The following is a 21591-nucleotide window of genomic DNA, read 5'->3' as shown; positions in this document are numbered from 1 at the left end:
TCATCCTACTGAATTTAGATGCAAGGTTTTTTTATGCAATATCGTTTCTTATTGGTTTTACTGTTCTTTACTTCTCGACTATTTGGACAAGGAGCTTCATTAACAGGAATTGTCCTCGATGCCTCATCAGCAAAACCCATTCAAGGTGTTACTGTAACGCTTTCCCACACGGCCAGATCTGTAGCAACAAATAAAGAGGGGCATTTTCAACTATCATCCGTGCCTGACAACTGGGAATTATTATTTAGTGCCGTTGGCTATAAAAAGCAGTTGTTCCCGATGAGTGTCGCACAGGGCAAGAAGGTTCTTATTATCCGTTTGGAAGATGAACAACAGAGCCTCGATGAAGTTGTCGTGAATGCGCCTAAAAAGAGGAAATACACGAATAAACATAATCCAACAGTCGATTTAATCCGTAAAGTAATTGAAAAAAGAGACGAAAATAATGCCCTAAATGGGGCAGCGGGTAGCTATCAGGAATATGAGAAGCTATCGATGTCCCTGTCTATCCAAAATCAAAAGGTGGATAAATCCCGCTTACTCAAACGTTTCGGATTCTTGAAAAAGGGGATGGATACGCTAAAGTATCCCGGGAGATCGCTGGTACCCATATTCATGGATGAAAAAATCGGTCAGCGAAAATTGGATGCCGTTAAAGGTAATAACTTTATTTTACTGGGGGAGAATCAGTCGCGCGTAGATCAGTACCTGGATGAAGACGGTATTGATGAGTATCTGGATAAAATCTATGGCGAAACAAATATCTATGATACGGATGTCTCTATTGGGAATAGACGGTTTTTGAGCCCTATAGCGACGTTGGCACCTTCGTTTTATAAATATTACCTGGTTGACACTTTGAAAGATAGTAAACCTTGGCATGCCAAAATACGCGTAGAGCCACGCAATAGGGAGGATGCGCTTTTTTCAGGCTTCATCTATATCCGCTTAGATGGGAGTTATGCCTTAGATCAAGCGGAGCTGACCATCAACGAAGCGACCAATATCAATTGGGTGAAGGGGTTAAATATTGTTTTGAATTATTCGGAAAATCAAGCACATCGTCTTTTTCTGAGTAGGGGAGTCCTGACGATAGACATGGGGATTTTTAAGGATGGTATGGGTTTGTTTGGGGAGAAAGTGACCAGCAGGTCACCTTCCAGTGAAACACAGCTTGCTGTTAATGGTAAAGCATTGACACGAACAGGACCACAGAATCCGAATGGAATTGACTGGAATCTTGCGAGACCTGAGAAACTGAGTAAGCTGGAGGCGCAGGCCTTTACGAATATCGATAGTTTAAAACAATCAAAATCTTTCAAAAACCTGATGGCATTGGGCTCCTTTATCATGTCGGGCTATTATGGCCGCGGTGTTATCGAAATAGGGCCAGTACCTTCATTCTATAGTTTTAACCCTGTCGAAGGAAGCCGATTTAAATTTGGGGGCAACACGACGGATATTTTTAGCAAGACATTGGTCCTGGATGGTTATGGTGCCTATGGTACGAAAGATAGGCAATGGAAATATAATATGGGGGCTACTTACTCCCTTAATGGTGCATCGGTATACAAATTTCCGGTAAAGTTAGTCTCCGCTAAGGTTAGCAAAGAGGTGCAGGTGCCGGGGCAGGATCTCAATTTTATTGACAATGACAATTTTTTGCTTTCATTCAGAAGAGGGGAAAATGACAAAATGTTTTATCTACAGCGGAGGCAGATCGAATATTGGCAGGAGTTTGAAAACCATCTATCCTTTAAAGTGGGGTTCTTCAATCAAATCCTTAGTCCGGGTGGTATCTTAACGTATGACCGTCGCGCTTTTAGAAGAAGTAACGGCAATGAGCTGTGGACTTCTGCTTTCACCGGAGAGATTCGCTGGGCTCCACATGAGAAATTATACCAGGGAAAACGTTATCGACGTATCATCAATACGGGCCAACCAATTTTTACCTTAGCCGCACAGGTTGGTGTGAAAGGTTTATTGGGTGGAGATTATAACTACCAACGTTTCATATTAAATGCCAATAAGCGATTTTTTGCGTCCCAATTTGGTTTTGCCGATATCGTATTTGAATCGGGTATCCAATTTGGAAAGGTTCCTTATCCGCTGATGATTATTCATCGGGCAAATCAAACGTATTCGTATCAGCTCAACTCCTACAATTTGATGAATTCGATGGAATTTATGAGCGATAAATATACATCACTATTGCTTCAACATTCATTTAATGGTTTTTTTCTGAATAAAGTTCCGCTTTTGAAAAAACTGGATCTCCGGGAGATCGCGTCTGTAAAGATGCTGTATGGCGCTGTTGATGCCTCCAACAGATACACAAAAAATTTTGATGAATTGCCCAAGGATCCGCGCGAACCGCAGCTGTTCTCGCTTAATAATGGGGCCTATATAGAAGGTAGTGTTGGGCTGAGTAATATCTTTAAAATTTTACGGGTCGATCTGGTTCGCCGTTTTACGTACCTGGATAATCCGGGGGTATCTCCATGGGGTGTGCGGGCAAAGATCGGTATTGATTTTTGATGCTTGAAAAAAGACAAATTGGATTGGGACTATTTTGAGGAAATGATGTCATTAGTAAAAGTGGTTTAGAAAAACGAAATAATTGGGTTTGTCAATTCGAGAGGTAATTATGCTGATGAAAAACAAGATGTTGATCTGGAAATCCTTGTTGGGCCTATTGGTCATTTTGGGTGCTGTATATTTTTTTGCAAATCAAAGACAGGAGCTAGCATCGTCGGTAGGGCTTATCCAGTCAAGCTCGTTATTTTGGGTGGCAATCGGGATTGTGGTTTCTTTGGCTTATATCGCCATGCAAGGTTTGGTCTATGTCTATAGTTTTAAGTCTTTGCAACAAAAACTATCACTGGGTGGGGCTACCCGCCTATTTCTAAAAAGAAACTTTATCAGTGTCTTTCTTCCGGTAGGTGGATTTACCTCACTGGCTTTCTTTAAGAAAGAGGTCAATCAGGAGGGAATTGATGATGCAAACGCCAATCTTTCTTCTGTTATCTACGCCGTCATTAGTTTAGTGTCCTTATTTATCCTCTGTCTTTTTGTTTTTCTGTTTGTTGGAATCGCAGGTCTTGATATGCAAATCATCGGGATTATGCTTGTTTTTAGCGCACTACTGCTGGGATTTGGCTGGTACTGCAGCTCATTTTACCGTGGTGGCCGAGCATACAATTTTACAGTACGTCATTTCCCTTCCGTTGCAGGTACCTGGGATGAGCTCCATAAAAAAGGCGTAGATTTTTGGGCTGTATTACAAAGTCTCCTTTGGGCAACAGCCATTGAGCTTGTCGGGATTTTACATATCTATATTGCTATGCTTGCTTTAGGTTTTGAAACATCGTTATTGGCTTGTACGGTAACCTATGCAGTCGGAACCTTGGTCTATTGTTTTTCACCGTTGATGAAGGGGGTTGGACTTATCGAGGTGTCAATGGTTGTCATTCTGTGTAAGTTTGGCTACAGCGAAGAACAGGCGATTTCTATATCCCTTTTATATCGTTTATTTGAGTTTTGGGGACCGTTGGCATTGGGTGGAATTAGTTTCTTCGTGAATAAAAACAACATCTTTGTTCGGATACTTCCATCTGTTTTTATTTTTGTGATGGGCCTTATCAATATCATCTCGGTCTTGACGCCGGCTATCCATAGCCGTATAACGGCATTAAAGCAATTTATATCTTATGATGCATTAAATTTTTCAAATGCAGCGGTACTTTTCTTCGGTATATTGTTGGTGATGTGTTCGGGCTTTTTGTTGAAGGGACTACGTATGGCTTGGTATGTTGCGGTTGCGTTATGTTCACTTTCTATTATTGCCAATCTTTCCAAAGGGTTGGATTTTGAAGAAGCCTGGTTTGCTTTTTTGGTGTTGCTGATGTTACTCTATTCATCGAAACATTACTTTGTGCAAAGTAACAGAAGGCTAAGCTCTTTAAATCTCAGCTTGGTTTTGTGGCTTATTGGGGTTGTGCTTCTGTATGGGATTACGGGCTTTTATTTCTTGAATGCGAAGCATTTTAATACGGACTTCACCATTGTAAATGCAGTGAGCAATACATTACACGGTTTTGTACTGCTCAATGGTGATGTCGCAGAGCCGCAGACAGCCATAGGACAATACTTTTTGTATTCTATCAATTTTTTTAGTGTGATCAGTCTTTCCGCATTATTCTACTGGATGGTCAACCCATGTCAGTTAGCGGAGGAAGAGGTGGATGGACAGATGGAAATCGCGCAGCGCATTTTGGAGCGTTATGGTAAATCACCTGTCGATTACTTTAAGACCTATGGCGATAAAGATCTTTTCTTTAACAAGGAGCTGACAGGCTTTATTGCGTATAAAAAATGTTATGGTTTTGCGATGGTACTCGAAGGTCCCGTTTGTGAAGATACTGAAGATGCCATGAAAGAACTGATAAATGCATTTGAACACTATTGTCGCAAATCGAGTTTAAAAACAGCTTATTACCGCGTTGACGGTAGACATTTGGGGGTTTTTAAGCAGTTGGGCAAAAAATCTTTTCTGATTGGAGAAGAGGCCATTGTCAATGTCGATAATTTTTCGCTGGAAGGAAAGAAACGCAAATCACTCCGGAATGCGGTGAATAGCATTGAAAAGAAAGGTTTTGTTTCGAATTTATATCGGGCGCCGTTATCCAATGGTTTGCTTCAGAAATTACAGGTTGTGTCGGATCATTGGTTAAGAGACATGAAGCGTTCAGAACGTGTTTTTTCTCAGGGCATGTTTGACGTTGGTAAGATTAAAAATAGCCATGTAATTACTTTGGAGGATAACGAAGGGCGCATTTTGGCCTTTTTGAATATCATTCCTAATTATGCTCCGGACGAGGCGACGTATGATCTTATCCGGAAATTGCAAGATGCACCAGGCGGAAATATGGATGTATTGATTATCCGTTTTTTAGATTATTGCAAAGAGGAAGGTTATTCTTTTCTCAATATGGGACTGGCTCCTTTTTCAGGATTTGACAAGAAAAAAGGGCTAGTTGAACGTTTGATCAGTTTTTTATATGAAAATAATCCTTACTTCCGTCAACCAAAGGGCTTAAAAGAATTTAAGGAAAAATTTGATCCCTGCTGGGTCGAGAAATTTGTGGTGTATTCACATGATTTGGATTTGATTTCAGTGCCTTTGGTGATTGATAAGGCAATGAAATCAAATGCCGGTAAGTGATCAGCAGATATTAGCTGGAAATAAGTTTGTTCTTTGAATAGAATTTTAATCAATTATTTGCACAAGATCGGCACAATTGCCACTGAGCATATGAAAGGTGAAGCCGCCATCAAGTCTTATCTCTGCACAAGATGAGGTGCGTAAGTAGGCTGCTTTTCGGGTCAGGTATTCCACCAGATCAGTCAACGTGGGATTGTGCCCAAAGAGCAGGACATGATTGACATGATCGGGGATGGCATTGATGATGGACAGCATATGCTTGTACGTACATTCATAAATTGTTTCTTCAATTTGAATATCAAAAGAAGAGGAGCCCATGACGTCTAGAAAAATACGCGTTGTTTGGAGTGCGCGATTGGCTGGCGAACTGATCACCATACTGTTTTCATCTAGGGTCAATTTTGCGGATAACTTAGCCGCAACTTGTTTGGCCTGTTGTATACCGTCGGATGTAAGCGCACGATCAAAGTCGTTTATGCCCGGAATAGTTTCGGCTTTTGCATGTCGGATGATATAAAGTTTTTTACTGTTGTCCATGATTAAAATTTTTGATTCTTAATACCAATATAGATAATAACGCTTGTTGTTCCGGTTCATTGTGTTTGCGCAATGAGCAGGCTTGCGTATGAATACAAATAATAATACAGTAAGTTTTGAAAAGTATATTACATTATGAATAGTTTTTTTACCTCAAGTGATACGTTTAATATCGTGTCAAAGCTAAAGCATTGTGGTTTTTTTTGTGCCTATAACGGCAAAATGAAAGTCTTGATAACGAATTTTTTAGATTGATTTTGGGTCTTTGTTGTCTTGGTGATTTAAAAAACAAAATCGTTGTTTTACTTTGATAAAATTATGCTAATTTCGCAGCGAAAAACAATAATTTGTTTTATCCAGCTATTTGCCGTCAGCTTATTTTATTTATTGAAAAACATCATTAGCCAAGTCGCATTTTTTTGTTTCTACCGTTTGATATTTACTTATGATTCGTAATTTTTTGATACTTCTCTATGGAAGTATTATTCTCGTGGCTTGCCACCGTCCAGAGGACTTTTTTGCGCAGGATGTTGAAGCTCCTATTTGGACTGTTGAACCCATTGATTCAGTTACTTTTGATAGTGATGAAGGTTTGGTCAATATACATACTGTTGCTGACGCTAATTTTAAAGGCCTAAAAAATGCCAATGATTTTATAGATATCTCGGGTGCAAATGCCAGCTATTGTCATCCGGATGTTCTCTATTTTCCAAATAAGCTGAATGGATACAAGTATTGGATGGTTTTCACGCCTTATTTTGGCGCAGTTGGAACGAATCAAAACTCAAAGAAATTTGAAAATCCAAGTGTTGTTGTATCCAATGATGGTCTTGATTGGGTAAATCCTCCGGGATTGAGCAATCCAATTATCAATGCTCCCTTTCCGACAGAAAGTTTCGGTGAAAACAAGGTTGATCCGATTCAGGGTTTCTGGTCAGATGTGGATTGGATCTACTTAAATAATCAGTTTTATCTTTACTATAGGGGTAGTTTTATCACTGCGCAGGCTTTGAAAGGCAAATGTGTGTTAAGTAATACCAATTTTGATCGATTGAAACAAAATGCACATCGCACCATTGTACAACAAACCTCTACAGATGGTATAAAGTGGTCGAATTTGAATGTCGCCTTTACCAGCAACCCTCCGTTTACGCCCAAAGATGATCATCTATTGTCCCCTTCGTTTATTCATGACGGGAAGGAGTTTTTGAGTTATGAAATTGAGCTGAATTTTAATTCGAAAAATTTTAAAGGTAAAGACCCTTCTTATGTTGTTCGTAGAACATCTACCGATGGCATTAATTTTACAGGGTTTAAAGAAAGCAAAATCATAAATTTTCTAAATAGACCCTGGTTAAAGGAGGGACGAGTGAATTCACCATGGCATATTCAGGCCACATTTGCCGATGGTTATTATTTTCTCTGTGTTGCTGTGGGTGATGTGAAACGATATACCGCGGAACTATTGTACGTTGGGTATTCCAAAGATGGATTAAATTTCAAAGTATTACCGAAGCCGCTGTTGAAAAATAATGCCTATAGAAGTTCAATTTTTCCAATGGGCAGCAACGAATCTTTAATTAAAATGGGAGCAATGATCGGTAATAAATCTGGTGAGTTCAGATACCGGGAATTTACATTGAATAAAGACAGGATCGAGAAATCATTAAAATGATTTCAGCATTTAATATATCATTTCTGTTACTATTTTTGTATATTAAAGATTAATGATGGTAAAAAATGGTTGTATGGATTGTCCTCGTCCGGTTGCTGTTTCGGTAGTTATACCGGTATACAATGTCGAAAAATATTTAGACGAGACGATCCAAAGTGTGCTTGATCAGGAATTACAAGATTTCGAAATCATACTCGTTAATGATGGTAGCAGTGATTCTTCGGCTGAAATCTGTCGGAAGTATGCATCATTGGATGCTCGCATTTATTTTTTTGACCAGGAAAATTCGGGCGTTTCTGTCGCTCGAAATAACGGCCTCATTCATGCGAGCGGAGAATATGTCTATTTTTTAGATTCTGATGATACTATTGAACGCACCTTTTTGTCAGCTTCTTTAGCGATTGCTAAACAGCAAAATTTTGATTTGCTGATTTTGGGGGAGCCTTATTGTTCCCGGGCGCCACGTTTGACTGCTGTACCGACATGCGGTTTGCTGACCAAAAAGACCTTATTGGACACTTATCCCAATATCCGTTTTCCTGAAGGAATTCAGCCCTGCGAGGATGGCTTGTTTTCACATCGTCTCTTTTTGATGACCGATAAGATCGGATTCAATCCGGGCGCAGTATATTTTTATAGACAGCACGAGAATCAAAATCATACGCAAATTAATCGGCAGACGGATCGCTTATTGAAACAGATCCCAATATGGTTAGAACTATTGAAGGAGTTTTATAAGGAACATGATCTTTTTGCTTCAAAAGCCTTAAAACTAGCGCTATTTATCGAACATGAACCTTTTGAGTTTCGCTATTTAAAAATGGCATTTAATGATCTTGAGAAGGAAGAGCTGTTTAAGTTATTGCAAATTTTATGCAAGAATATGTAAGCCCACATCTTACCAAAGCTGATAAAGAAATATTAACGGTGCCTTTTAGCTATTTTGTAGAAGCTCGAGATCATAGGGATTTTGATACGTTTTACGTAGATTATTGTAAAAGGAGAGCTGAAAAATTGAAGCGAGGCTTATTTTGGGTGAGGTTTATTCCAATTGCTGGCCTAAGAAGAAAAGTCCGTCAAAGGATCAGAAATAAGTATCTCGACGTATGAAGATTTTACTAATACAACATTTGTATTTTTTAAATGGAATAGGAGGCACGGAAAAGATATGTTCTACGTTAGCGAACATACTGAGTACAAATGGATATGTAGTGGAGATTGCAACCAATGAAACATAAAAGGCTCCCCAGTTTTTCCGCTGCATAAGTCGGTGAAAGTGACGAATATCTTTGACGCTAATTTGGAGCAGAAGCTCGAGCTTCCTATTTATAACTATAAGGGGACGAATCCACTTTTATGGTTGAAATACAAGGCCCGCAAAAAATACAGCAAGTGGTATAACCGCCGATTGAAGCAACGGATGGGGGGGGAAGCTAAATTATTTCAATTTAATCTGCGAAAGCGGGCGATTTTATGGAAAGATTATATCGACGGACTAAAGCCGGATTTGATTATTACCATGTCCATTGGCTCACTTCTGGAGATTACTTATGGAAATACACTGTCAATCCCCATTATAGATTCGGTGAATGGAAGACCTGATTACGATTATACCAATGTTCTAGGCGGGAGAAAAGCATATATGGTTGATTTGTTAACGGCTAGTTTCGATCATCTGAATGGTGTTCAGATCTTATTTGATAGCTATCGGGATTTTCTACCGTCTAATTTTTCGGGACAACGCGACGTTATTGCCAATCCAATCCAGCAGGTAGATTCCCGCGATTTAGTTAGGCATGACCGTATCAAGGAAAGATATAAGATTATTCATGTTGGGCGTTTGGATACAGAATGTAAGCAGCAGCATGTTGCCATTGCAATTTTTGCTGGCCTGGCAAACAAATATCCCAATTGGGATTTGGAGTTTTGGGGGACAGGTCCAGACTTTGATCGATTGAATACACAAATTTGTGATCTTGGATTGGCTGAACGGGTTTTTCTGCGTGGATTCACCGAGGATCCTCTGATAAAGATGCGGGATGCGGATATTTTTATTTTCCCCAGCAAATATGAGGGGTTTGGATTAGCCTTAGCAGAAGCCATGTCAATAGGCCTGCCAAGTATTGGCTTTTCCACTTGTTCCGGGGTAAATGAATTGATCAAACATAATCAGAATGGTTTTTTAGCATTGGACGACCGTGAGATGGCCCTGTACCTCGAACAATTGATCATGGACTCTTCGCTACGTTCGAGATTTGGCGTTCAGGGCAACTTGGCAATGGAGGTGTACAGTTTTGAAAATATGGCTAAAGGGTGGTTAAATTTAGTGGAGACCGTCACAAAGCATTTTCGGGGCGAAGGCGAGATTTAGTTAGTCCGGCAAAGAAAAATTCAAATAGAATGTGGCATTTTCCGAGAATAATTCGTATTATTTATTATAAAAGCAAATGCTGCTTTTTACCTATTCAATAAGAATAAATGCAAACAATAAAGAGAAAGAGAATATTATACTTTATGCCTGAAAATCCTAACAGTTCGAAAGCAGGCAATTTGACTAGGTGTAAGCAATTGTTAACTTATTTTAATACGATAAGTGCAAATTTTGAGATCGATTTTGTATCCTCAATTAATTGGAGAACAGGTGATGAAGCTATTTTTCAATCCGAATTTCCAAATATTAACCTGATTATTTTACCTTTTAAATCTTCCAAAAAAAATAGGATTAGTTATTTCTTTCGTGATAAATTACAAAAAGAGATTAAAAATATCTTCCACTCCAATTTGATTGATCGTGTTTCGCCATCATTTCAAAGAAGATTTGAAAAGATTTTAAGCGATCATAAGTATGATTACGTTATTATTAGTTATGTTGAATTTGGTAGTTTGGTAAAGAATTTGATAGGATCTTATACAATTTTAGATTCGCATGATTTTCTGACGCTGCAAAATAAGACAAAGGAAAAGGAAAACTTTTCAATGCGTCAATTGGGTAAAATGTTTGGAGCTGAGTTGTCTATGATGACCTCTTTTAATGAGATATGGACATTTTCAATTGAGGAAAAATATATTTTTGAACAGTTTGCAGATAAATTTGTACGATTAATTCCGGTTTCAATGCCATCTCCTGTTATTCAAGAACGCGAAAAGAAGATAGACTTAATTTATGTGGCGAGTGATAATCCACACAATGTGTCGAGTATAAAGTGGTTTTTAGAACAAGTATTTCCGCTACTTGCACATGTTGAACTGCATGTGATTGGAAAGATTTGTGCACATATTCCAACCGTGAAAAATGTTATAAAACATGGATTGGTGGATGATCTTGCAGCATATTATGAGCAAGCTAAAGTTGCGATCTGTCCAATGCTTTCAGGGACAGGAATCAAAATAAAGGTTTTGGAAGCATTATCTTTTGGCATTCCGGTTGTAACCAATCAACGTGGTGTCGATGGATTGTTTAATAAATCAGATAATGGATGTCTTATATCGTTAGATGAACAGGCTTTTGCTTCTCATATTATTGAATTGCTCCAGGAGGATGAATTTTATAAGATAAAATCGAATCAGGCCATTGAATATATGAGAAATAATCATACCGTAAAGAAAGAGTATGAAGTCTTGGACGCTGTTTTTAACAATAGATGAATAAATGAAAATCTCTCTAATAATATCTACTTATAACTGGCCGGAGGCGTTGGCATTATGCTTGGAAAGTGTATTGCTTCAGAAGGTTCTTCCTGATGAAATCCTTATCGCTGATGACGGGTCTGGAAAGGAGACAGAGCGAGTTGTGGCAGAATATAAAAGTAAGTTTAATATTCCTTTTATTCATGTATGGCATGAAGATGAGGGGTTTCAGTTGGCGAAAATCAGAAATAAAGCCATTGCTAAAGCCTCATCCGATTATATTGTCCAAATTGATGGTGATTTAATTTTGCATCCCTATTTTATTCGAGATCATCGAAAGTTTGCGCGAAAAGGATCGGTGGTACGCGCCAGCCGTATTTACCTTGATCGGGAATTTTCCGAGAAAAAATTGACGAAGCGTGATACAAAGGTAAATAGATTCGATAAAGGAGTTTCGAACTTATTCAGTGCTTTTCGTTTTCAGTTGTTATGGAAATATTTTGAATTTAATTATAAAAACAAAGGCAACGAGCGTTGGGAGATTCATGGTGCCAATATGGCCTATTGGAGAGAAGATGCCATTCGTGTGAATGGCTATAATGAAGACTTTAAGGGCTGGGGGCCGGAAGATAAAGAATTTGTCGCTAGACTTCTAAATATCAACATCAAAAAACGATTCTTAAAATTCGGCGGCATTGTGTTTCACATCTGGCATGCGATAAATGCAAAAGAGAATTTAGGCAACAACAATTGTTTGTTTGCAAAAACAAAAAAGCTAAATTTGACCTATTGTGATAACGGTATTGATAAATACCTGAAATCATCTGATTAGCACTTACGGTTTTATAGCTATTTTTTGGAAACTTCAATAATTATTACAACGTATAATAGGCCCGATGCATTGGAATTGGTGCTATTGTCTGCATTAAATCAAACAGTTTTGCCGAGTCAAGTTATTGTTGCAGATGACGGTTCTGATGATCGAACAAGACAGCTTGTCCATCGTTATGAGCAGGTTTCTGAAATTCCAATCAGCCATGTTTGGCAGGACGATTGTGGTTTTCGCGTTGCACGTATTCGAAATCAAGCGCTAGCCCAAGTAAAATCACCCTATGTTGTACTTGTCGACGGTGATATCCTTATGGCACCAAATTTTATTGAAGACCATCTAAAACTCGCCAAAGTCGGACATTTTATCCAAGGTGGAAGGGTTTTACTGAATCAAGCATTAACAGCTAAATTGTTAACTGAGTCGAATCAACTAAGGTATCCGAATATGTTTCAGGCGGGATTCGAATCTGGTCGGTTTGAAAAGAGAATAAGTAGTTTTCGTAATCTTCTTTTAGCACGATGGACTGCGAAAAACCTAGCACATAAAAGAAGCAAAGTACGCTCTTGTAATATGTCCTTCTACATGCGCGATGTTCGTGCAGTGAATGGTTTTAATAATCTTTTTGAAGGCTGGGGCCGGGAAGACAGTGAATTTGTGGAACGTTTATTCAATTATGGACTCAAAGGGCAACTAATCAAGTTTGCTGCAATTGGGTATCACTTATATCATAAGGAGGCGTCTAGAAAAGCACTACCACAAAACGATCATTTATTAGAAAAGACAAAATTAGAAAAGCTGACATCCTGTGCTGACGGACTTTCTAGTTTCCTATAGTTATTCATTATCATGGGAATTCCAAAAAATATATTTCAAACATTTAAGGATAATAAGATTCCTTGGCTTACGAAGCTCTATATTCGCTCATTTTTAAAAAAGAATAAGGATTATTCGTATGAGTTCTATGATGATCAACGGGTGAGTGACTTCTTTGCTGAACATTTTGATGAGCGCATTAATAAAGCTTATCATCGTCTTCAGATAGGGGCCGCCAAAGCAGATTTTTTTCGCTATGCTGTTTTATATATATATGGTGGTATTTATATAGATTTAGATAGTGATTTGTTAGTTTCCATCGATAAATATCTAAATAGCGATGACGTTGCGGTAATAACGCATGAGAACAATAGGAGCCTGTATGCACAATGGGCACTTATCTTTGATAAAGGACATCCTTTTTTAAAAAGAACGATGGAGCTGATTGTGGATAATATTGAACAGAATCGATTTCCACATGATGTACATGCGATGACAGGCCCAACAGTTTATACATTAGCGATTAATGAAGTTCTGAAAGAAAATCCGAATGTAGCGTATCGCTGCATTGAAGATGATTATAAAGGATTACTGAAATTTAAGTATAAATTAGGTAAACTCATGATTTATAAAGACAAATCTAACCATTGGAAGAAACTACAACTGCGTATTCCTGTTGTAAAACCTGATACAGACTTTTAGGCTTATTTATTTTAAGGGAGAGTTATTTTTACTTATTTTTGAGGAAAAGTATTGCACATCGATGAATTTCAAAAGAATCTTTTTGCGAAATAAGAATAATAAGATTTACTATTATATTAAAGCAATTCTTAGGGAGCTGGTTCCTGATAGTCTTTCTCAAGCCCAACTGACAAAGCTTTTAAATAGCACTTATTATCGCAAAAATGCCACATATATTGATGATAGGGTAAATTATTACAATAAGTTGGAACGGCTTGAGCCTTTAGATCAGGACGCTATTGAAATAGGCAAATATCGCATACCAGAACGCATACGCGTTTATTATTTCGACAGTAAAGAATATTTAAGGTTTTTTAACCGCAAATTGCGGTTCGGTATTTTGCCAGGTGATATCATTCATATTCCCTCACATCCGACTTTACTCAAGAGCCGACCTATTCATGGTAATAATAGCAATGCAGTAGTCTTAAATTTGGATAAAGCAAGACATTTTAATTTTCTTCAGGACGACGTGTCTTTTGATAAAAAAATAGATATGTTGGTCGGAAGGAGTGGTTTTGGACAAGTGCATCGTAGCAGATTCTACCAATTGTATTGTGATCATCCATTGTGCAACATCAAAAAGGCTAATCGATCTTCCGATAAGGATTATTTATCCATCGCAGGGCACCTTGATTATAAATTTATTTTGGCGCTTGAGGGAAACGATGTTGCGACAAACTTGAAGTGGATTATGTCCTCAAATTCTATTGCCGTCATGCCTATGCCGAAATATGAGACTTGGTTTATGGAGGGACGCCTAATTCCAGATGTCCATTTTATTTGTATTAAAGATGACTATTCTGATTTGGAGGAAAAATTACGCTATTTTATGGCAGATGATCATGCGGCTAGGAGGATCGTAAAAAATGCGAACGCATATATAGCTCAGTTTAAAAATAAAAAAATAGAGGATATAATCGCATTAAAAGTCTTGGATAAATATTTTACGCATACCGTTCAGCCTAAATTACAATAAGGACTGATAACAGTTTATGAGTTCTGATGCAATTTTTTCATCATTAAATTTTTGCACATAGTGACGTCCTTGTGAAATTATCCTTGCACTGGTTTGAGAGTCGCTCAGAATACGTTTGATCGCTAGATTTATTTCGTCTACATTTGAAGGGTCGACATAACAAGACGATGGTCCACCAGCTTCTGGAAATACGCCCGAATTGGTTGTAATGACAGGAGTACCAGCATATAAGGCTTCGATGATAGGGATACCAAAGCCTTCAAAGATAGAAGGGTATATAAAAATTGATGCCATCGCATAAATAGTTGATAGTTCTTCAATAGTAAACCCTTGTTTTATAATGACTTTGCTTTCCAATTTGTTGGCTACGATATATCTGTTAATCTCCTCAAGATAGGGCGTTTTCTTACCAATTATTAATAATGGGATATCGATATCCTGAATAGCTTTTACAATTTGTAAAACATTTTTTCGTTTTTCAATTGAACCCACATTTAACAGAAAGTCTTTGGGTAAATTATATTTTAACCTTAATTTGTCCTGCTCGTCGTCACTTTTTGGAACCTTGAAAGCCGGATGGCAACCCTGATAGATAACCTCGATCTTATGTTCGGGAATTGCATAGTAATCGATGATATCTGATTTAGTCTGTTCACTAATTGCAATAATTTTATCCGCGTGATTAACCGCTAATTGGAATTTCTTGTTGTATATCCAACGATCGATGGGTTTATAGAGTTCGGGATAGCGTAAGAAGATTAAATCATGTATCGTGACAACAGATTTAATTCCACGGGCTTTTAAGCCCCTTGGTATTTCTCCTGTAAGCCCGTGAAAGAGTTCTACACCGTCATTAAGCAGGTCAGATGCTATTCCAAAGCTTCGCCAAAGTGCGGGAAAAGCGCGGTTAAATGTGCTTTTGGGGAGACGAATTTTTTCTTCCATAAGCGCCTTCTTCGAAAGATCATTATCGTCCAATCTTGGTGTATACTTCAAATAAGTATTATCCGGATAATATTGTTCCAGTATACGGACAAGGTCCCGACTATAATTGCCTAAGCCTGTTCGATTGAGAAAATATCGTTTAGCGTCAAATCCAATTGTTATCATGCTTGACCCGGTTTAGCTTTCTTTAAAAATGTGTTCAAATTTACTTAATACCAAATCCCAATTATAATATTTAGAAACATATTCTTTAGCTTTTGCCGCAATGATATTCTTATCGGTATTTGGATCTTGCAAATATGTGATAATGGAACTTAGGGAGTGGAAGGAATCATAACAGAATACAGCTCCACTTTTGCGTTCATGTTCGACCATGACATCACACTTTTTGTTACCAATGACTGGTTTCCCTAAATGGAGCGCTTCTAATGTCAATAGTGATAAACTCTCGGCGAGTGAGGGATTAATAATGGCAAAGCTTTGTAGCATTAGCGCTTTTTTTTCTTCCTCGCTTACAAAACCAGTATAGATGATATCAGGATCTTGCTGAACATCCATGGTATTTTCTCCTGTAAGTACAAGCTGCAAGTCGATCTGTTTTTCCGATTTTAATTTCAGAAAATAGGCCATAAAATTGTTGATTTTCACTGGTGTAATGCGACCACAATAAAGTAAGTATGGTGATTTGATCTGATATTTGGCACTGATGGCTACTGCAGCTGCTAGGTCATCTATTTGATTGACGCCTATGCCAACAATTGTATTTTTTGCCAGCGAATTTCTGAAAATTTCTAAACACATTTCTTTTTCACTTTCTGTATTAAAGGCAATATGATTGACTTTTGAAAATAAAAGTGTGTTGATACTTCTAAATAACATGCTCTCCATATGTGCAGTGGGAATCAGAATAGACTTCTCTGGTACAAGGAGTGATCCCAATATGGTTAGTGGGTTTTCGTAAGTAAAGAAAATGAATTTGTCGAAATCGTGTTGGAATTCCCTAATATAGTTAAGTAATGAAGACGAATAAAATGGATGTCCTTCCAAATAGGTTGATTCATCATCAACTTTGAACTTCCAAACAGGAAATAAGGAGAAAATAGGCTTTGCTAATCCCCAGCGATAGATCAATCGGCGTATCTTCCGGGCGATTTTACTTTTCTTTTCGGAACGCAAATTTTTATCGGTCACGAACCTCGTCACAGGTATTCCCTGTATAATTTCTAGGCCCGGAGTGAAATCTTCCGCTGGTTTATTTAAAAACTTAATAGTGGTGGTTAATACTGTCACGTCATGCTTTGCTGATAATCGTTCAGCTAGCATTCTACAATGGAATTCGGCTCCACCGGTGATATCCAATCCGTATCGAATGGTTATTAACCCTATCTTCATCCTATTGCTCTTATTTTTTCAATCACCATTTCCGGTGTAATTAAATCAATTGCTTCTATCCCATCACAATCACAGGGCTTGTTGCCGTACACTGAACTCGGTCTGTTGGGGTGTTCAACTTGGATGCAATCTGTTAGCTGCTGCCCGTAACCGGTGAATCCAGCATACGGATGCGTTGCTCCCCACAAAGAAAGACACCTTACGCCCATCAACGATGCCATATGAAGTCCCGAAGAGTCCATACTGATCATGAGATCTAGATTTGAAATTAAATCCAGTTCTTCCCGCAGCGAAAGCTTGCCTATGGTATTATAGGTGTTGGGAAATCGCTCCGTCCAGTTTTGCGCAATCTGGAATTCCTGTTCACCACCGCCAAACAACAAAACATCATAGCCATTGTGCGTCAATATGTCTATCACATTTTCCATCTTGGTTTGCGGAAAAATCTTATAACGATGCTGTGCAAATGGGGCAATGCCAATTTTCTTTCGATCGAAGTTTGCAAACATACTAAATGCAGCTTTGGGTACATCCTGCAAATTAAGAACCAATTTATTGCTGAGTTCGAATTTGAAACCCAATGCGCGAAATACATCTGCATAGCGCTCCACTGTCAGCTTTAAAGGAACTTTAATTTTGTTGTTTTCGCGGGTTAAAGCTTTTTTTTCAGCCCTGCCTTTGTCAAGTTGTTTTACTTTTACACCCGATAAGGAAAATAAAAGATCGACTACGCGGGAGCGTAAATTGAAATGTAAGTCCGCTACAGCATCTGCGCCGTATTGAGCCAGTTCTTTTTTTAGCTTGACTAATCCAAAAAAACCTTTATGAATTGTTTTGGGTTCAATCGCGTGAAACCGTACACCTTTTATTCCATCAAAAAATGGGGCAAAGAATTTCCGGCTGACCATAATGATTTCTACATCAGGGTATTGAATGCAGAATTCTTTCAATACTGAGGCGACCATGGCAACATCGCCCATAGCTGAAAATCGGGTTACTATGATCCGTTGCGGTAAGGACATGTTTTATTTTCCTGATGAATATAGGACAGGGTTCAATGCCGGATCGTTATACATTTTCATCTGTTTATAGACTTTCATGTATTTATCACCTGATGCGATGGCGGTCATCAATTCATCAATACTTTGGGATAAATCTTTTCGTTGTTCCAATAAAACGTTTAGTTTTTCTTGGCAGGAAATGATGTGTGTTTCGGAAGCATCTTTGCGTAATGTTTCCTGTTCCATGTGGTAGATTTTTAATGCCAGAATGGAAAGTCTATCAATAGCCCATGCCGGACTTTCAGTATTGATCGTTGCTGTAGGAGTCGCCTGTATACCTTGAAATTTTTGCAGAAAATAACTATCAATGTACTCGACGGTATCTGTGCGGTACTGATTGGATTCATCGATACGTCTTTTCCAATATAAGCCTTCTTGAGGTTCAATAGCGGGATTACGCACCACATCTTCCATATGCCATTGCACAGTGTCAATCCAGCATTTTAAATAGAGGAGATGTTCCAGAGATTGTTTGTCATACGGATTTTGGATTGGATGATCAATCTGATCGTATACGTGGTAATCCTGGATAGCACGCTGAAAAATTGGATTTGCTATTGCACTAATCATGTTACAAATATAAAATATATTATGGAGTTATTCTTACTATTCAACGCAGACATTAAGGGAATGAATTGGACGATAAACTTATTAAAATGAAAGAAGTTTCCTGTTTTCTAGAATGCCGAAAGTAATAAATCGGGAAAGATACCTAAGATCAACACCGCGACGGTACATAAGATTCCAATACATAAGAGCAGCGTATTGAATTTAACCGCTGGAGATCCCGTATTTTCCCTTAGAAACGCATTCAGTGGTATCTTAAAATAATAAAATAGGGAGATGACAGATGTCAATGCACCCACTAGGAGTAATGCCAGCAAACTAAAGGATTGGAAGTTTTGGTATTGCTCGAATACTTTGGAAAAGACCAAAAGTTTCCCTACAAAACCCGCAGTAGGAGGTAGGCCGACCAAAGCGATTAAAACAATCGAAAAGGAAGTAAACAATAAGGGAAATTGCTTTCCTAAGCCACGATAAGATTCAATCGTGGTATTTCCTAAACTAGCTTCCAAGGCATCAATGAAGATAAATACAGCAATATTCATCAGCGCGTATATGGAAAGGTAAAATAAGAGCACATTTGATTCCTTATTTTGATAAACCAATACAGCCATAAGGAGTATACCCGTATGCCCAATGGAAGAGTAGGCCATCATCCTTTTGGTATCCTGTTGACGCAAAGCGGCTAAATTACCAATCAGCATGGTTGCGATGGCGATCGCAATAATCACATAAGTCAGAAAATCGCTGAAATAAAATGAGACATTGAGCCATGCGGAGAATATCTTGGACAAAAGAACAACGACCGCAATTTTAGGTACAGTTGCAAGATAGGTGGTAACCATTGTTGGGGCACCTTGGTAAACATCAGGACTCCAGACGTGAAAGGGAAAAAAACTCAGTTTGAAACCAATACCTGTCAGCAAAAATAATAAAGCAATGCTGATCATGATCTGGGGTGCTTCCATCAAGCCAGCAATGTGGCTTGGTGCGTCAAAATTCAGGTTTCCCGTGAAACCGTATAGTAAAGACAAGCCATAGAGCATAACGGCAGCACAAATGGATCCGAACAGAACATATTTTAAAGCAGCTTCCGATTGAACCTTTGTGGAAGAAAAATAGCCAACCATAATATAGGAGCTGATCGAAACAGTCTCCACAGCGATAAAGATCATCAGCCAGTTACTCGTCATCGTCAGCAGGTTCAGGCCAAGGGTTGCGGTCAATAGCACGGCGTATAGGTCGCCTAAGGGACGGTCTTGCTGGCGTTGTTGGATGAAGATACAGATGAGCATTGTCGACAACAGCATAATCAAACGTGCAGCTACAGCAAATGCATCAATATGGATCATATCAAAGAAGCCTGTTGCCTCGACCTTACTGAGTCCCTGGCCCACAAGGTAACAACCACTGAGCAATAAGCCAACGAGGGTGATGACAAAAGAGGTATTCTTCCAGTGTCTGTCAATAAAAAGACTAGCGAGGATAGTACCAATAAAAGTGACGATCAATGTCAGTTCGGGCTTAAAATAAGGAACGCTTACGATAATCTGATCGATGAAAGAACTGATATATGGACTGAATGCGAGCATGCTGAATTAGATAAATTGTTGGATAAAACTCACGAGATTCAGAACACTGGCGTTTAGGTTGTTAAATACCAATGCCGGCATAATTCCAAGTAATAGCGCGAGCGCTAGGGTAGGAAATAAGATCACTTGTTCGCGTATATTTAAGTCTGTCAGAGCATTACTCCAGGAGTCTCCGCCTTTTAAGCGAATTTGTCCAAAGAACATGCGTTGCAGTGTCCAAAGTAAATAGGCTGCACTTAATAGGATACCTATGGATCCCGCCAGTGCCATCCAGCGCGGTAATCCAGTTCCTATACTCGCGGCATTGAAGGAACCGATAATGACAAAGGCTTCGCCAATAAAGGCTGAAAAGCCGGGAAGGCCTAGGGAAGCAAAAAATGCGACAGCGACATAACCTGTGTATTTGGGCATAATCTGAGCTAAGCCACGGAAACTATAGATATTTCTGTCGTGTACACGGTCATAGACCACACCAACAAGGAAAAAGAGTGCCGCGGATAAAAATCCATGCGAAATCATCTGAAACATGGCGCCAGAAATACCTTCTGCAGTCAGCGATGCAACACCAAGCAGCACAAAACCCATATGTGAAACCGATGAATAAGCAATCATTCGTTTCAAGTCTTTTTGCGATAGGGCATTCAAAGCACCATAAATAATGGAAACAACACCGATTAACCCAAGCCACCAATTGGATAAGGCTGCCATATCGGGAAAGATGCTGTAACAGATACGGATGATACCGTAACCACCAATTTTCAGGAGAATACCGGCAAGAATAATAGATACTGGTGTTGGCGCTTCAACGTGCGCATCCGGTAGCCAAGTATGTAGCGGAACAATGGGTACTTTAATAGCAAAGGCAAAAAAGAGCACAATGAAACCGACCAGACGAGCGGAAATGCCCAAAATCTCCTGATAACCTTCCCAGCCGAAAATAGAACCCTCAAGATAATTCTGTGGATTCATCATATAGATCATGTTGAAGGTATGTGCTCCAGTCAAGGGGTTGATTACTGAAAAATACAATCCGACGATAATCAACAACATAAATACAGACCCGAATAGGGTATATAAAAAGAATTTTATAGCTGCATATTCGCGTCTTGCGCCACCCCAGATACCGATCAAGAAGTAGAGTGGCAGTAACATGACTTCATAAAACAAATAGAATAGGAAGAAATCCAATGCGCAGAAAATCCCCATAACGGCCATATTAAGTACCATGAGCAAGGCAAAATATCCCTTCGGACTTTTCTGAATATTCCAGGAGGCACCTATAGCCATCAGCATAACGAATGCACTCAGCAATAACAAGGGCATGGAGATCCCGTCAATACCAATAAGATAATCAATCTCTAGTTTTCCTATTGATCCTAAATCTAACCGGATCCAGGAAAGCTGTTCAACAAATTGATAGCCCGCCAGATCTTGGACTCCTGTTTTGCTTGCATCAAATTGTGCATAACATATTCCGGCCAGTACAAATTGTATTGCTGTGAATGCTAAAGCAATATATTTGTAACTCGATTTATAGCGTGTTGGTAAGGCGAGAATGAGCGCCGTAGCCAATAGCGGTAAAAATATCAATAAGGATAGAATAGGCATT

The 21591-nt window shown here is 38.8% G+C and carries 17 protein-coding genes; 10 read left to right on the top strand and 7 right to left on the bottom strand.

Features of this window, described 5'->3' with window-relative positions; genetic code table 11:
• The first annotated feature begins 18 nt into the window (after positions 1 to 18).
• Positions 19 to 2538: a DUF5686 and carboxypeptidase-like regulatory domain-containing protein gene (locus DTA23_RS12045; RefSeq protein ID WP_112374880.1), complete on the top strand. Its 2520-nt coding sequence runs from the start codon at positions 19 to 21 to the stop codon at positions 2536 to 2538.
• 115 nt (positions 2539 to 2653) lie between these two features.
• Entirely contained in the window at positions 2654 to 5224 is a 2571-nt protein-coding gene (locus tag DTA23_RS12040; protein WP_172462398.1) for a flippase-like domain-containing protein, read from the top strand.
• A gap of 45 nt (positions 5225 to 5269) precedes the next feature.
• Here DTA23_RS12040 and DTA23_RS12035 read toward each other — a convergent pair whose 3' ends face one another.
• Positions 5270 to 5761 (bottom strand): SixA phosphatase family protein, encoded by a 492-nt coding sequence (locus DTA23_RS12035; protein WP_070561258.1) that lies wholly within the window; start codon positions 5759 to 5761, stop codon positions 5270 to 5272.
• Positions 5762 to 6206: 445 nt separating this feature from the next.
• Between DTA23_RS12035 and DTA23_RS12030 the strand changes: the two genes are divergently transcribed.
• From DTA23_RS12030 to DTA23_RS11995, 8 genes are all read left to right on the top strand, one after another.
• On the top strand, positions 6207 to 7436 hold the full coding sequence (locus DTA23_RS12030; protein WP_112374878.1) for a hypothetical protein: 1230 nt from the start codon (positions 6207 to 6209) through the stop codon (positions 7434 to 7436).
• Between the two features lie 52 nt (positions 7437 to 7488).
• Positions 7489 to 8325, top strand: coding sequence for a glycosyltransferase family 2 protein (locus tag DTA23_RS12025; protein WP_256603558.1), 837 nt, complete (start codon positions 7489 to 7491; stop codon positions 8323 to 8325).
• Between the two features lie 387 nt (positions 8326 to 8712).
• Positions 8713 to 9807 (top strand): glycosyltransferase, encoded by a 1095-nt coding sequence (locus tag DTA23_RS12020; protein WP_146753066.1) that lies wholly within the window; start codon positions 8713 to 8715, stop codon positions 9805 to 9807.
• A gap of 143 nt (positions 9808 to 9950) precedes the next feature.
• Entirely contained in the window at positions 9951 to 11081 is a 1131-nt protein-coding gene (locus DTA23_RS12015) for a glycosyltransferase (protein WP_172462397.1), read from the top strand.
• A 4-nt stretch (positions 11082 to 11085) separates the two neighbouring features.
• Positions 11086 to 11895 carry a glycosyltransferase family 2 protein gene (locus DTA23_RS12010; protein ID WP_083295763.1) on the top strand — a complete coding sequence of 270 codons (810 nt, stop codon included), beginning with the start codon at positions 11086 to 11088 and terminating at the stop codon, positions 11893 to 11895.
• Between the two features lie 24 nt (positions 11896 to 11919).
• On the top strand, positions 11920 to 12729 hold the full coding sequence (locus DTA23_RS12005; protein WP_070561254.1) for a glycosyltransferase family 2 protein: 810 nt from the start codon (positions 11920 to 11922) through the stop codon (positions 12727 to 12729).
• A 12-nt stretch (positions 12730 to 12741) separates the two neighbouring features.
• A complete protein-coding gene (locus DTA23_RS12000) occupies positions 12742 to 13410 on the top strand; it encodes a glycosyltransferase family 32 protein (protein WP_070561253.1) in 669 nt (222 codons plus the stop codon).
• Between the two features lie 82 nt (positions 13411 to 13492).
• Positions 13493 to 14428 (top strand): glycosyl transferase family 90, encoded by a 936-nt coding sequence (locus DTA23_RS11995; RefSeq protein WP_256603554.1) that lies wholly within the window; start codon positions 13493 to 13495, stop codon positions 14426 to 14428.
• Here the strand turns inward: DTA23_RS11995 and DTA23_RS11990 are convergent.
• The 6 genes from DTA23_RS11990 to DTA23_RS11965 all read right to left on the bottom strand — a co-directional run bounded on the left by DTA23_RS11990 (position 14420) and on the right by DTA23_RS11965 (position 21590).
• Positions 14420 to 15538, bottom strand: a complete 1119-nt coding sequence (locus tag DTA23_RS11990; protein WP_239468757.1) for a glycosyltransferase family 4 protein — start codon at positions 15536 to 15538, stop codon at positions 14420 to 14422. The genes DTA23_RS11995 and DTA23_RS11990 overlap by 9 nt on opposite strands.
• Positions 15539 to 15550: 12 nt before the next feature.
• The gene (locus DTA23_RS11985; RefSeq protein WP_112374874.1) at positions 15551 to 16765 is read right to left on the bottom strand and encodes a glycosyltransferase family 4 protein; all 1215 of its coding nucleotides are present in this window, start codon (positions 16763 to 16765) and stop codon (positions 15551 to 15553) included.
• Complete coding sequence (locus DTA23_RS11980) at positions 16762 to 17787, bottom strand: glycosyltransferase family 9 protein (protein ID WP_112374873.1); 1026 nt, start codon at positions 17785 to 17787, stop codon at positions 16762 to 16764. The genes DTA23_RS11985 and DTA23_RS11980 overlap by 4 nt, the downstream gene beginning before the upstream one ends.
• Before the next feature lie 3 nt (positions 17788 to 17790).
• Entirely contained in the window at positions 17791 to 18396 is a 606-nt protein-coding gene (locus DTA23_RS11975) for a DUF4254 domain-containing protein (protein ID WP_112374872.1), read from the bottom strand.
• A gap of 107 nt (positions 18397 to 18503) precedes the next feature.
• On the bottom strand, positions 18504 to 19982 hold the full coding sequence (locus tag DTA23_RS11970) for an NADH-quinone oxidoreductase subunit N (RefSeq protein WP_112374871.1): 1479 nt from the start codon (positions 19980 to 19982) through the stop codon (positions 18504 to 18506).
• Positions 19983 to 19988: 6 nt separating this feature from the next.
• Positions 19989 to 21590: a complex I subunit 4 family protein gene (locus tag DTA23_RS11965; protein ID WP_112374870.1), complete on the bottom strand. Its 1602-nt coding sequence runs from the start codon at positions 21588 to 21590 to the stop codon at positions 19989 to 19991.
• Position 21591 lies beyond the last annotated feature (1 nt).

The sequence above is a fragment of the Sphingobacterium multivorum genome (assembly GCF_900457465.1).
Lineage (GTDB): Bacteria > Bacteroidota > Bacteroidia > Sphingobacteriales > Sphingobacteriaceae > Sphingobacterium > Sphingobacterium multivorum.
The sequence above is the reverse complement of the archived record's forward strand: the minus strand, read 5'-3'. Positions and strand labels throughout refer to the sequence as shown.